Annotated in this window: 15 protein-coding genes; 1 reads left to right on the top strand and 14 read right to left on the bottom strand. The window is 39.0% G+C overall.

The window, feature by feature from the left end; genetic code table 11:
* Window positions 1-31 precede the first annotated feature (31 nt).
* From BTO08_RS18965 to BTO08_RS18930, 8 genes are all read right to left on the bottom strand, one after another.
* A complete protein-coding gene (locus tag BTO08_RS18965) occupies window positions 32-862 on the bottom strand; it encodes a DUF4198 domain-containing protein (RefSeq protein ID WP_105062150.1) in 831 nt (276 codons plus the stop codon).
* Between the two features lie 13 nt (window positions 863-875).
* Window positions 876-1,400, bottom strand: coding sequence for a DUF2271 domain-containing protein (locus BTO08_RS18960; RefSeq protein ID WP_005365370.1), 525 nt, complete (start codon window positions 1,398-1,400; stop codon window positions 876-878).
* A gap of 17 nt (window positions 1,401-1,417) precedes the next feature.
* Window positions 1,418-2,047 (bottom strand): PepSY-associated TM helix domain-containing protein, encoded by a 630-nt coding sequence (locus BTO08_RS18955; protein WP_105062149.1) that lies wholly within the window; start codon window positions 2,045-2,047, stop codon window positions 1,418-1,420.
* Window positions 2,048-2,322: 275 nt separating this feature from the next.
* The gene (locus BTO08_RS18950) at window positions 2,323-2,889 is read right to left on the bottom strand and encodes an RNA polymerase sigma factor (protein WP_105062148.1); all 567 of its coding nucleotides are present in this window, start codon (window positions 2,887-2,889) and stop codon (window positions 2,323-2,325) included.
* A 145-nt stretch (window positions 2,890-3,034) separates the two neighbouring features.
* Window positions 3,035-4,213, bottom strand: coding sequence for a DUF481 domain-containing protein (locus tag BTO08_RS18945; protein WP_105062147.1), 1,179 nt, complete (start codon window positions 4,211-4,213; stop codon window positions 3,035-3,037).
* Between the two features lie 325 nt (window positions 4,214-4,538).
* A complete protein-coding gene (locus BTO08_RS18940) occupies window positions 4,539-5,330 on the bottom strand; it encodes a phytanoyl-CoA dioxygenase family protein (protein ID WP_105062146.1) in 792 nt (263 codons plus the stop codon).
* A 220-nt stretch (window positions 5,331-5,550) separates the two neighbouring features.
* Complete coding sequence (locus BTO08_RS18935; RefSeq protein ID WP_105062145.1) at window positions 5,551-6,579, bottom strand: methionine synthase; 1,029 nt, start codon at window positions 6,577-6,579, stop codon at window positions 5,551-5,553.
* A 49-nt stretch (window positions 6,580-6,628) separates the two neighbouring features.
* Window positions 6,629-7,609, bottom strand: a complete 981-nt coding sequence (locus tag BTO08_RS18930) for a DUF1852 domain-containing protein (RefSeq protein WP_105062144.1) — start codon at window positions 7,607-7,609, stop codon at window positions 6,629-6,631.
* A gap of 248 nt (window positions 7,610-7,857) precedes the next feature.
* Here BTO08_RS18930 and BTO08_RS18925 point away from each other — a divergent pair, with 248 nt between their 5' ends.
* Window positions 7,858-8,667: a sulfite exporter TauE/SafE family protein gene (locus tag BTO08_RS18925; RefSeq protein WP_105062143.1), complete on the top strand. Its 810-nt coding sequence runs from the start codon at window positions 7,858-7,860 to the stop codon at window positions 8,665-8,667.
* 104 nt (window positions 8,668-8,771) lie between these two features.
* Here BTO08_RS18925 and BTO08_RS18920 read toward each other — a convergent pair whose 3' ends face one another.
* Genes BTO08_RS18920 through BTO08_RS18895 form a run of 6 tightly spaced genes read right to left on the bottom strand, consistent with a single transcriptional unit; the run spans window position 8,772 to window position 13,686 of the window.
* Window positions 8,772-9,956 (bottom strand): CDC27 family protein, encoded by a 1,185-nt coding sequence (locus tag BTO08_RS18920; protein WP_105062691.1) that lies wholly within the window; start codon window positions 9,954-9,956, stop codon window positions 8,772-8,774.
* Window positions 9,956-10,612 carry an energy transducer TonB gene (locus BTO08_RS18915; protein ID WP_105062142.1) on the bottom strand — a complete coding sequence of 219 codons (657 nt, stop codon included), beginning with the start codon at window positions 10,610-10,612 and terminating at the stop codon, window positions 9,956-9,958. Before BTO08_RS18915 ends, BTO08_RS18920 begins: the two co-directional genes overlap by 1 nt.
* Window positions 10,612-11,016, bottom strand: a complete 405-nt coding sequence (locus BTO08_RS18910) for an ExbD/TolR family protein (RefSeq protein ID WP_005365390.1) — start codon at window positions 11,014-11,016, stop codon at window positions 10,612-10,614. The genes BTO08_RS18915 and BTO08_RS18910 overlap by 1 nt, the downstream gene beginning before the upstream one ends.
* The gene (locus BTO08_RS18905) at window positions 11,013-11,546 is read right to left on the bottom strand and encodes a MotA/TolQ/ExbB proton channel family protein (protein WP_105062141.1); all 534 of its coding nucleotides are present in this window, start codon (window positions 11,544-11,546) and stop codon (window positions 11,013-11,015) included. Before BTO08_RS18905 ends, BTO08_RS18910 begins: the two co-directional genes overlap by 4 nt.
* A complete protein-coding gene (locus BTO08_RS18900; RefSeq protein WP_105062140.1) occupies window positions 11,546-12,913 on the bottom strand; it encodes a MotA/TolQ/ExbB proton channel family protein in 1,368 nt (455 codons plus the stop codon). The genes BTO08_RS18905 and BTO08_RS18900 overlap by 1 nt, the downstream gene beginning before the upstream one ends.
* The gene (locus tag BTO08_RS18895) at window positions 12,913-13,686 is read right to left on the bottom strand and encodes a DUF3450 domain-containing protein (protein WP_105062690.1); all 774 of its coding nucleotides are present in this window, start codon (window positions 13,684-13,686) and stop codon (window positions 12,913-12,915) included. Before BTO08_RS18895 ends, BTO08_RS18900 begins: the two co-directional genes overlap by 1 nt.
* Between the last annotated feature and the right edge of the window lie 23 nt (window positions 13,687-13,709).

Below are 13,709 nucleotides of genomic sequence, written 5' to 3'. Positions count from 1 at the left end.
TGATGAAGTCACGCCTTAACCAGAAGTAGTATTACTGAAGTAAGGTTTCAAAAGTTAAGTGAACATTGACGTTTGCACGGTCGTACATAGGATCGTTTTCAACCATACCTTTATAATTCGACTTCATTAGGTAACGCCCCGCCACTTCTGGAGTGAAGGTGATCTTGCCGTCTTTATCACTTACCACATCAATTTGTTCTTGGTGATTACGGTACAGTGTTCCTTCACGTGTAATGTCCGCCGTTACTCCTGCTTGCGGCTTACCATTAAAGAAAAATTGGAAGGTTACTGGCTCGCCTTCAACAATGTCAGACGGGTGTGTAACAGGTACCATTTCAAGATATTTATCTGTCAGTTCCATCGCTTTTGTTGATGGTTTCCCAACAGTCACATAACTTTCTGCACGGGTATAACTCACCTGAGTGACAACGTCACGTGATTTTTCAGGCAGTATTGTCATACGATCAGCTTTATTCGCTTCCATACGTTTTTCAGTATCACGACGTCCAGCTTTGTAGAAAGTGTAATATCTAGGTGTCTGATTAATTTGTACTTTATGAGTACCTTCTTCTTCAAAGAAGAAATCAAAAATCGCACGACGTTTACCACGAATGGTGAAATTAGGGTAAGCAATACTACCATCAGGCATAACAACTTGTGTGGTTTCAATGCTTGCTGGCTTATCAAAAACAAATGTTCCGTGTGACGCTGTCACATCAAATGACAGCCAATCCCCACCCTCTTTGGAAACAGTGAAATGTGAAGGTAATACCCAACGAGGGTGTGCTTGAGCGACAGATGCCACACCTAAACCCGCTGTCACTAGGCATGCTAAAGATAGTGCTTTTAATTTATTATTCATGATGACAATTCACTTAGAGTTTGTAGTTAATCTTGATAGTGCCAGTTTCTTGTGTTGGTGCTAAAACATGGCTAACAGCACTTTCACCTAGCGTTAATTTCTGGCGTAAATAGTTACGTCCGCCATGTTCACGTACCACTTCAACGTAAAAGGTATAATCCCCTTGCTCTACACGGTTGCCTTTATCATCTAAGCCATCCCATGAAAAACGGTATTCACCCACGGGACGTGTGGCAGATGTAACAGCATCAACAAGTTCTCGGTCATAACGACCCACTTTGCGCCACCAGCTACGTAAATCTTTCAGCCATTCGTCTTTACCGACCCAAAGTTGCATCGTCCTTACGGGTTTACGTTCACTGTTTTCAATCCATACCGCGACATAAGGACGGGCGTACATCGAGGTTTCAATTTTAGGTAAACTTAGTTCAACATCTAACTGAGCGGTTTCTGGCAAAGGTGCCGCCCATGCCGTTGATAAAGGTGCCAGCAGTAACGTTGCCAGTACGGTCTTTTTTAATTTATTTTTAATGGTCATCGTTAACCTGCTAAATATTAAGGAACAAATACAATGTAGATAATGGCCGTAACAACTGAGCCGAAACTCATCCACTTCATTGATGTATTAAGTGTTTTCTTTTTCGGTAGTAGCAAACACACACCCGTTAACACAAAACAGATCATCAAAGCCGCAGTAATATCAATAAACCACTTCCAAACCTCGCCACTATTACGACCTTTATGAAGATCGTTAAGTAGCGCAATAACACCATAATTGGTGATTTCGATATTCGCTTGTGCGGTTGTCATATCAATAAAGACCACAGCGTTATAACCAGGGCCTTTGTAATCTAATGAGATCTCGCCTTCGACTAATTCGTCACCCTCTAGATCGGTAAAGATCTCGATACCAGAAGCCGTACCACGCACATCGGTATGTTTAGAGAGATAGCTGATCAAAGCCAATTTGTTAGGTACAAACGGACCTTGTTCAGACGAAAGCAATGAAGTAGGTATGGTGATTTTTTGCTCTGTCACACTGGGTGTATCAGATACAAACAACTCAGGGCGGTTTAAAGTAATGCCAGTAATGGCAAAAAATAAAACAATCAATAACAACGCCATTGAAATGTAAATATGAAGACGACGTGCCCACAATTGGACATTTTTTTGCTTTAACACCATAGTCAAAAAAACTAGCTACCTACTTAGAATGGCAGTAATTTAATTGATAATCGTTCTTATTGGCATTCAATTTACATTGTTTACGTTAGTAAATAGAGATGATTATAAAGGGAGTAATAAAACGCCAACCAAAAGACATAACCACTTGAATAAAAACAAAAAAGCCAATCAAACAAACGTTCAACTGGCTTTTACTACAAAGTCTTTACAGTTTACAAACTCAACATCTTAATGCTGCTGAATCCATCAGGCGTTTTTATAAAACTAAATAGATCTTATTCTGGCATTTTTTTTCTAAACAGAATTTCATGAAGCAACTTTAGCGCACGATATAAACGCATTTTACACGCACTAATTGTGATGCATAAAATATCACTAATTTCTAATAATGTTAGATCTTGATAAAATCGTAAATCAATAATTTCTTGTTCACTGTAAGATAATTCATCGAGTAATATATCCATATCAATTTTATCATCTATATTGACTTGATTATAACTACTCACAGGCTCAATATTATTTATAGAAATATTTTTTTTATTATATTTCATATTTTTGGCTAAGTATGAATAAGAAACATTATCTGCAATTTTATAAATCCATGTCCTAAAGACGCCTTGATGACAGTATTTTGGTAGTGCTTGATAAATCCTTAATAAAACATCCTGAACAACATCATCGATACTGCCATTATCATTTATTCTATATCTACATCTTGAATATAAAGAGGACCAATAAGGTTTCATTAACAATGAAAATACTTCATTCCTTTTTAATCTATTATTTTGAAAAACATAGAGCAAATCACTTTCATTTAACAAACCATTATTTAATATATTCATTATCATATCCGTATAGTAATTTTATATTATTTCAATGACAAAAAAATCATGTTAATCGCAATACATATTTACTATATGCAAAAAAAAACACAGACTTGTCTTATAAAAAAGAAAGTCTGTGCTTTAGCGTTTAGAAATTAATTTATTACTTCAGACGGTACGTTAAGCCAAAGTGGAACGTTGTATCGATATCATCATTTCGATTAGTGTTACTTGTTCCATCATAGTCAATATTATCTTCAGTTTTAGACAAGCCGCCAGTAACGGATAAGCTAATAGAATTAGACACATAGTAACGGAATGTTGAACGTAAACTATTGGTCATCAAATCTTCAGATTTATCGCTTGCAGCATAAGTGAGTAACCATGCGTTTTCCCAATCAATATTGTCACGCAGCTCATAAGTTAAAGACATAGTATTGCTTGCGTTAAAGCCATTATCACCATCATCAAGAATTGCGGTTAAAATCGCTTCATTCGAAAATTGGGTTTGGTTATTGATTGGGTAATGGTATTCCGCCCCAACTTCAAGCGCTGGTTTGCTATCTGAACCATCATAGTTAGTCAGTACCGCACCAACACCCGCTCTGACTAGCCAGCCGTATTTACGAGTTGAAATTCGTTCATTGATCAGTACATCGTAAGATTTAATTGCACCTCGCGCGCTGAGTTGATCGCCTAATGCTTTACCAATATCTTCTACCCAATATTCTGCATAATCTGCAGAGCCATAACGACTGCGATAAGCTGGCTCTTTTGCAATGACTTGGGCAACATTTTGATAAGTTTCTCGGCTAATATTGCCTCTTAATAACCCCCGCTCTTGAAGTGATTGAACCACACGGATCGCTTTTGCCATTGGGGTTGCATTTACCACTCGCCCATAACCTAAACCAACCGTTAGCTTGGTAAAGGGATCTTCCATATCAGTCTGCGCGCCGACTTCTGCTTTACCATACCAAAAGAAATCATTTACCTTAGGGCTAAAGTACATATCATTGGTTAACGAGGCTAAAGCTTGGTAATTTTCTTTACGTTCATCATTCTTATTCGGACCTTGACTTATGTTTGTATCACCGACAAAGTCAATTCGCGTATTTCGATCTGCCGATGAAAATACACGATCATAATTTGCACTTACAACAGCGTTATAACTGGCTTGGTCTTGATTACCATCTCGTAAATCAAATTGCGCATCTAAATATGCATCCTCATACGCTGATGTCGCTTCATCATAATCAAACATGCTAATTTGTTCAGCAAAAGTGACTGAAGATAACAGCATACCAACCGCAGCAGACACCGCAGTGATTGTTGATTTCATTATACTACTCCTTTAATTGTTGCTTTGTTTTTATTTATATTCAGTCCATGGCAATGCCCGGCTGTATTTACACAAACTCAGCAACAACTAAAAAAGTCACAACAAAATTTAGTACTTTTTTATTTTCTCAAATATAAGAAATTCTTGTTAGGATAAATAAGATAAATTAACTTTAATCATGAGAGTAATTTATAGCATTAAAGATTAGTCAAAAATGATAATTATTAGCTATACGGCTAGAATTATTACTATGGATAATAGAAATTTATTAGGCTTAATATAAAGTTAATGTTGAACTCCCTTTCAAACATCACTTTTTATATTTTTATGAAGCACACGCCATTGATTTAAGATGTAGAGTATTGATAAACAATCGTGGATCGGCAATATTTTTCAGTATGATTTGAGTCGGTAGGCAATCATCATCAACGTAATCAACATAATCAGATGCCGAATCAAAAATTAAAATATCCAATGCTAAGCGATCTAATCCGTATAAACCACGATGTATCATATCTGCTGAAAATACCAATAAATCACCTGCAGATAATGCAATCTTCTTCCCACCAGAAAGGCTATCATGGCTGACTTTACCATTCACTTCTTGGCGAACATTGTATTCTTCTTCATTATCCCATCTCTTGTGAGTGCCAGGTATTATTTCCATACCGGGTTCATCAAATAAAGGGACACGAAGATGCAACACTTGCGTTTCTAATATGACTTTCATTTGGTCTTCAATATCATAATCGTATTGACAATCTCGGTGCCAAAAGTCTTTTTGTTGCGGGTTCACCGGATTAAAGAACAGTTGAGTATTCATGAAAGCAGGATTTTTAGGTATTACGGCATCAACCACATCCATGATCTTTTTTGAACTAATGAAATCAAAAAGTTCCGTTCTCTCAGCGATAGATAAATACTGGCTTCCAGTAATCAAAGATGAGTTAAATGCTTCTTCTTGATAGAATTTTTTGTTATCAGCTTTCCATAATTCATGAAAAGTTAAAACGACTTTTCTAAGTGAAGCTATCTGATCTTCACTGAAATAATTGCGAATAACAAAGTAACCTAATTCTTCGTATTGCTGAGTTAATTGTTGGCTATTGACTACCACTAACGACCTTCACATTCTCTATACCGTTGACTGATTACGGTATTCTTTGGCGAATAATGCCAGACGATAATAGATATAAGCAAGTAGGTCAGAGTATTCTAAACGCGTGTTATTTATTTAAAGAATTTAGAGCGACTAAAAGAGAGGTAATTTGAATATGTAAATGCACTATATCACTCTAACAATAAAGTACATTTACACACGGTGACACACAAAGCTTCTAAGCTGAAAGCTCTTTTCGAATGATTTCAGCCCCTGCATTTAAGGCTTCAAGTTTACCTTGTGCGATATGCTGCGCTAACGGTGCCATACCGCAATTGGTGCATGGGTAAAGTTTATCAGCATCAACAAATTTAAGTGCTTTACGCAATGTATCCGCGACTTCTTCAGCAGTTTCAATTTTGTCACTCGCAACATCAATCGCCCCCACCATCACTTTTTTCCCACGAATAAGCTCTAGCAGATCCATCGGTACATGAGAGTTGTGGCATTCTAACGAGATAATATCGATATTAGATTGCTGCAGCTTAGGAAACGCCTCTTCGTATTGACGCCACTCTGAACCGAGTGTTTTCTTCCAATCAGTATTAGCTTGAATACCATAGCCATAACAAATGTGAACAGCGGTTTCACATTTCAGTCCCTCAATGGCTCTTTCTAAACAGGCAATTCCCCATTCATTAACCTCATCAAAGAACACATTAAATGCAGGCTCATCAAATTGGATAATATCAACACCTGCCGCTTCTAATTCTTTAGCTTCTTGATTAAGGATTTTAGCAAATTCCCATGCCAGTTTTTCACGACTTTTGTAGTGCGCATCATAAAGGGTATCAACCATAGTCATAGGGCCTGGAAGTGCCCATTTGATCGGTTGTTTAGTTTGTTGACGCAGGTATTTAGCATCTTCAACAAACACAGATTTTTGACGTGAAACAGGGCCGACAACCGTTGGCACACTGGCATCATAACGGTCTCGGATTTTAACCGTTTTACGGGTTTCAAAGTCAACGCCGTTGAGGTGCTCTATAAAGGTAGTCACGAAATGTTGGCGTGTTTGCTCGCCATCACTGACAATATCAATTCCTGCTTGTTGTTGATTTTTTAGTGACAAGCAGAGCGCCTCTTGTTTGCCAGAGATTAACTCATCCCCTTCTAATTTCCAAGGTGACCAGAGTTTTTCAGGCTCAGCAAGCCAATCTGGTTTAGGTAAGCTTCCTGCTGTTGAAGTCGGTAATAATGTTTTCATGATAGTTAACGTCCTATGTTGTGGTAAATGATGAAAGCAATGATTAAAGTTAGCTATTCACGAAATTTGATGACCATTGTTCAAGCACGGCTTGATAAGGTTTGATGAAGTGCTGCTCGGCAAATTTGCCTTGCTCACCGGCTAGTCGGCTCCGCTCTTCTCTGTCATAGACGATTTTAGTCAATGAGTGATCAGGGCACTTCAAGTTAGGTTTATACGACTTCCCAGCTACCGCATTAGCATTATAAATTTCAGGGCGATAGATTTTTTGAAATGTTTCCATGGTGCTGATAGTGCTTATCAACTCTAGGTTGGTGTAATCATTTAATAAGTCACCAAAGAAGAAGAAAGCCAACGGCGCAACGCTGTTTGCAGGCATGAAGTAACGTACCTGTAAGCCCATTTTTTTGAAATATTGCTCAGTTAATGACGACTCATTAGGTGTATATTCCACACCAAGTACTGGGTGCTGGTTTTCAGTTCGGAAATAGGTTTTGTTATCAGATACAGATAAACAAATGACCGGTGACTTTTTAAAGTTGTCTTTATAAACATCAGAATTAACAAAGCTTTGGAAGATTTTCCCATGCAATTCGCCGAAATTATCTGGAATACTGAACTGAGACTTACCTTTATTATGGTTTTGTAGTAGTACGCTAAAGTCATAATCACGTACATAAGAAGAAAAGTTATTACCGACAATCCCTTCAATACGCTGATTGGTTTGATTATCTATAATGTGGGTCTTTAATACTTCAATCGATGGGAATGATTGACCATTGCCTTCAATATCAATATCAACCGACACAATTTCCAGCTCAATAGAATAACGATCACCTTCGGGGTTATCCCAATTCGCTAAAGCATTAAAGCTATTATCGATCATCTTTAACGCATTGCGTAAGTTCTGTTGACGACTTTCCCCTCTCGCTAAATTAGCGAAATTGGTAGTAATACGCGTATTGCTAGCGGGATGATAATTTTCATCAAGGCCAGTCTTATTTATTGTAAATGTAAAATCGTTATTCATGGCGACCGATATCCTATTAGCTGAAATAAATGATGACGTTCGTAGAAGCTGTCGAGTTGTCTGTATTTATTTATACGTAGAGTATTCGATCAATAAAAGCGTATTTCTTTCACTATCAACATGAAAAAAATTCAAGTGGTTACGTTTGAGTTGTTACAAATTTGTAAGTTATAGTTCTCGTCACATAGAAAGGATATCTATTTTTATTCAATGCGTTAACCGCTAACCACATATAAGAAGACAAAGAGATGAATGAATTATTGTTAATAATATACTGCGCTTTACTCGGCAGTGGTGTTGGTTTTTTGGCAGGATTATTAGGTATAGGAGGAGGACTTGTTATAGTACCAATTCTGAGTATTATCTTGCTTCATTTCGCCATTTTACCACCTGAACAAGTGGTTATCGTCGCTATTGCTACATCCCTAGCATCCATATTATTCACTTCAACATCTTCTGCCATCGCTCACCACAAAAATGGCAATGTACCTTGGAACCTAGCACCATGGATAATGACAGGTGTTGCCTTAGGTGCACTCATCAGTGGATTTTTAGCTGCCCTATTACCGGGTAATATTGTTCGTATTATATTTGCGGTAAGTGTTGCACTCATTGCATTTAAGATGTTTTATAGCAGTACAAAAAAAGAAACGACAACAACACGTAACATGCCAAACAATTTTGTTCTTACCTTTTTAACAACAATTACTGGCGGATTGTCAGCCATGATTGGTATTGGCGGCGGCGCACTGTTGGTGCCTTTGTTAACCTTCTTCTCTCTCGATATGAAGAAAGCTATCGGTTGTGCTTCTGCTTGTGGCATTGTTATCGCACTCTTTGGCTCTATCGGTTATGTCAGCTCAGGCATTAGCTATCTTTCTATTACTGATGGCTTTGCAGGTTTTGTTTATCTACCCGCATTATTCGGTATTGTTTGTACTTCTTGGTTTACCGCTCCGCTAGGTGCTAAGGCAACAAACTATTTACCTGTACCAATCATTAAAAAAATCTTCTCAGCATTATTATTAGCAATGGCGACAAATATGGTGCTTAGCTAAACCAAGCTCGTTAACTAGAATCAAAAATGAGTGGTTAACTTATGATTAGTAAGTTAACGCACTCATTTTTTTGATTAGCTCAGGATTAAATACAAATAAAGTATTTAGCTAGCTTGTTCCATTTCACGCATTTGTGATAAATATTTTATCCAGCTCGATGCTGCCGATGAAGGCTTAATATTATTTGCCTGTTTGGCATGAATAATCGCTTTATCGAAGTTATTTAGCTTGTAATACGCACGGACTTTCGCCAACTCAACATCAGACTGTTTATCTTTACGCTTAACCTTATTAAGCTCAGTTAACGCTTTTTGATATTGCCCTTCCTGCAACAACAATTGTGCAAGTTGCCAACGATAACGATTATTACGCTGTGCAGCTTTCTCCCAAATATTGATAGCACTTTGCCACTCTCTTGCCATCTGCCAGTAATTTGCTTGCTCAACAAGCAATCTTGTACTGGTTGTTGCACCGTCCAGTTCAGCTATTTGTTTGGCAGCACGTTCAGGAATACCACGCTGAGCATACAGTTGCGCTAGGCGGTGTAAATCCTGCTGCGTTAACTTAACACCTTGATATTTTGCTAATTTTAATGTACTCAATGCATCTGCAGGTTTCCCTGCTCGCAATTGTATATTGGCTAATTGCTGCCACCAATTGAGCTTAGTTGGCTCTATCGCAATTAAACGATTTAATGTCGATGTTGCACCATTCCAATGCTTTAATTGTAACTGAGCACCCAGCTTAATCGACAACGGAGACATTTCATCTTTGCGTTTATAGCCATCGTAGCGTTTCATTGCAGAGAGGACTTTTGACCACTGGCTCAATTGATAATGTGATTGAGCTATTCGCAACCATAGTTCATAGCCCTTTTGTGATTTTGGTATACGCTTTGTAAGCTGATAGTAATGCGGCAATGCTTGGCTGTATTTTTGCTCAGAAAGTAAAATATCAGCCAGCATACGCTGAGTAACCCACGCTTGATCATCTTGCAATAAGCCACTTTTAACCGCTTTAGATAAATTGCTTATCGCTTTTGATGGGTTACCCTGCTGCCAATAAAACACGCCCAACATACGCTGAACGAATGCTTTGTCATAAGGCTCTATCGGCTTTAAAGAGACAAGTAAATCAATCGCCTGATTAACCTTATCATCAAGCTGTAAGTTATTCGCTTTTTGAACCTTAACGGCAATCGACTGCGACAATTTACCTCCCGCGTAAGCGGATGATAAAGGCAAACTCGCTGCGGCGGTTAAAGCGATAATAAATGCTAATCTTTTCATCATTTATTCAACTTAAATTCTAAACGTACCGTCTGACCTGGCTGCGATACAGCACTGCCATTTTGTACTTGTGGTTGGTACTTCCATTTACGCAATGCACGTATCGCTTCTTTATTAAATAAACGATTAGGTTTTGCTTCAAGCACTGCAATATCGATTGGTCGGCCTTGAGGATCAATCGTGAATTTCAGTATTACGTAACCTTCTTTACCTTGTTTTAGCGCGCGGGGCGGATACCTTGGCTCAACACGATACAATGGCATAGCTTGCTGACTCTGACCGATAGTCGGCTCACCTACCGCATTTGATGCACTGCTGAAATCACTAAATTTCGGCATATTGATCGATAAGCCTGTAACAGCTGTATCCAATCCTAAGCTTGTCGTAGACGCAACTGGTTGAACACTTGCTGTTGCAGTTCTTGATGATACCGGCTTTGCTTCTGGTGGTGGCTCTGGTGTTTCAGGTGGTGGTGGTACCGCACGCTGTCGCCGTTGAGGCGCTTGCTCTTGCTCCATCATTACCATGTTGAACGCTAGCACTTCTTTATCATCTGGCTTTTGGTAATTCCCGTTATCTACCATCCATGCCATAAAAGTAAAAAGTCCTAACGCTACAACAATAGCTAATGGAAAAGCCATTAAAAGACGGATCATTAATTTTTCTCCGCCGCCAATGCGATATTTTTGATCCCTGCTCCTTTTGCTGCATCCATCACTTTAACCACAGTACCGTTATAGGCATGTTCATCCGCTTGGATCACTAAAGAAGCATCAGGTTGCTCTGTAAGCATATGTTCTAATGTTGCTTGAACACGTTCTACATCAACAACACGTTTATCTATATAAACATCATTTGCTGAGGTAATTGCAACAAAGATCCCAGCATCTTTTTGGCTTACCACGTGGCTTGCTTGAGGTCGGTTAACTTCTACGCCTGATTCACGTACAAACGAACTCGTTACAATAAAGAAAATCAGCATAATAAATACGATATCGAGCATTGATGTTAAATCAATTTGTGCATCTTCTCGATTTGAAGAACGGCGGCTGAGTCTCATTGCTGACTCCTTAATAATTTTTCTAATTTAAACTCACGCATCTGACAAGCTTTAGATAAACGTGCGTGAACAAACATACCCGCTAAGGCCGCAACCATCCCTGCCATTGTTGGCAATGTAGCTAAAGAAATGCCGGATGCCATTAAACGAGGTTGACTACTACCTTGCGTCGCCATTACATCAAAGACAGAAATCATCCCCGTCACTGTACCAAGTAAACCTAGCATAGGGCAGATTGCGACTAATACTTTGATAAAATTTAAATTCTGATTAAGGGCAATTTTCGCTTCATTAAGCCAGCCATCACGAATTGCACATGCATGCCAAGAGGAATGATCTTTACGAGCCATCCAGCTAGTTAACCACTGCTCTTTTTGCTTTGGAAAATAGAAGAATAAATAAATCACTCGTTCAATAACCAAAAGCCAACATAGCGCAACAACCGCAGCAAGCCACCATAATATGGCGCCACCTTGCGCCATAAAATGAGAAAGCGAAAACCACCAGCCATGTAATAAGCTGAAGTCCATTATGCTGCCTGTTCTGCTAATACGTTACGGTTAGATGCCTGAGAAGATTCGTTTTTTTCAGCTTGCTGAGCAACTAAGCTGATACCTTGTTTTTCAAGGATCAATCGAATATTTTCAGCTTGTGTACTTAATACATTATGAGCCAGTAATAAAGGCATCGCGGCTATCAAACCTAGAACGGTCGTTACCAATGCCATTGAAATACCACCCGCCATCACTTTAGGATCACCATTACCAAACTGCGTGATAACTTGGAAGGTTTCAATCATACCAGTCACCGTACCCAGTAAGCCTAACATTGGCGCTAAAGCCGCAAACAGTTTTAGCATCGATAAGCCTTTTTCTAGTCCTTGTTGCTCATCAACAATCGCTTCAAGTAAACGTAATTCTAACGCTTCTACGCTACGATTTTGCTCTTTGTTATACACAGCAAGAATACGACCCAGTGGGTTATTTCCTGCTTGAGTTGGATTTTTTAATTGTTGCTTAATTTGACGGTTAATAATCGCTAATTTAACACCACGGAAAATGGCAATACCCGCACCAATAGCTAGTAGAAGTAGAATAATTTTACCGACCACACCACCTGCTGTTAGACGATCTTCCAGCGTAGGTGCATTAGCTAATTGCTCTAACATCACACCACGAGAAGGATCAAGAGTAATACTTTCACTACCTGCAGCCGCTATTGCAGCTAAATCTGAAAGTTGTGGGCCATTTTCAGGTTGTTGTTGATAAGCCGTTGCAAGATGGCGAGGGCCATCCCACTTTAAATACCCCTGATCAGCTACTAGGCCTAATGCGCCTAAACGCAATGCTTTTTCTGTGGTTTGCTCACCATCACCATTAATAAATGGTACGTTCACTTTTGCCAACTCACCGCTTGCAACGATTTGTGATTCCATTGCTTGCCACAAGCCTTTTAATTGCGGCATTGACGGCAGTGCTTTCGCGTCAACGATTTGGTCAACTACCGGGATATATTTCGTCACATCAACCCCAGTGACAGCGTAACTTTGTTCAGCTTTTAATTCTTTTGCTGTTTGGCGAACTACACCAAATAGCTCACCAAGACTGCCAGAATCTAATTGAAGTTGCTGTTCTAATTTCGCGAGTTCTGCTTCATTGGTACTAAAGCTTTGGCTCAGTAATTCTGTTTGTTGTTTTAAGGTATTACGCTGCGCTAATAACGCATCACGTTGTTGACGAATTTTCTGTGCTTCTTGACTAAATCCAGCTTCACGTTGCACGTTATGTTGCTGCTGAGCGACATTTTCTTGTTTCGCTTGCTGTACAACCGATTCTGCAGATGCTGTGAACGGAACCGATGCCATACATAGTGCAATAGCTAACGCTTTTAATTTCATTATTTGCTCTCCACGTTAGCAAGGGTTGCTGAAATAGGTAAACGTAATAGGCTTGGTGCAATTTGCTTATTTGCCATTGCAAACGCTTTATCAATATTTGCAGCTTCACTCGTATCAAGCGCCAGCCACTGCTGTTTATTGCTGTTCCAACTCCAGTAATGACTACCGTTTAAGCTGCGAGCAACAAATGCAAGACGACCGAGATACAGTAAATCAGCCTCGATTGTTTTACCGTCTTCTAACGTGATTTTATCTTGGTACGTACCCAATTTCGTGCCGTAATCCATTTCAATCTGGTAGGCTTCTAAAATACGACGGAATTTTTCTGCATCGCTAATATCAGCTTGCGACATCATCGTTTGCAACTTTTCAATACGCGCTAAACGCTGTTCATATTTGATAGGCTTATCTTGCTCAACAACAGTCGATAAACCATCAATCATTTGGTACATCAAAGGTACAACACCTTGGCGCGTCTCTTTAATGTTCTCTATTTGTTCATGAATAGAGGCCATTTCTTGGGTTTGATTATCAACCATACGCGCAAGGTGATCGTGATATACCGTCAGGTTTTTAAGCTCTTCTTGTAATTGCTCGATTTGTGCTTTCATCGCGATAGCCGAATCAGCGTTACGATCAATCTTATCTTGGCTTAATGCTGAAGCCGTATTGGTTTTGTTTTCAATAGAACGTGCGGTATCAAGGCTCGATGCCTGTACCCCAGTTGTGATGCTTAAAATCACAACCGCTAAACTGGTTTTAATAAAATTCATAATCAAACTTAATAATGAGTAAT

Source organism: Photobacterium angustum, assembly GCF_002954615.1.
Taxonomy (GTDB): domain Bacteria; phylum Pseudomonadota; class Gammaproteobacteria; order Enterobacterales; family Vibrionaceae; genus Photobacterium; species Photobacterium angustum_A.
Note: the sequence above shows the minus strand (reverse complement) of the source record. Positions and strands in the feature narration are given on the sequence as shown.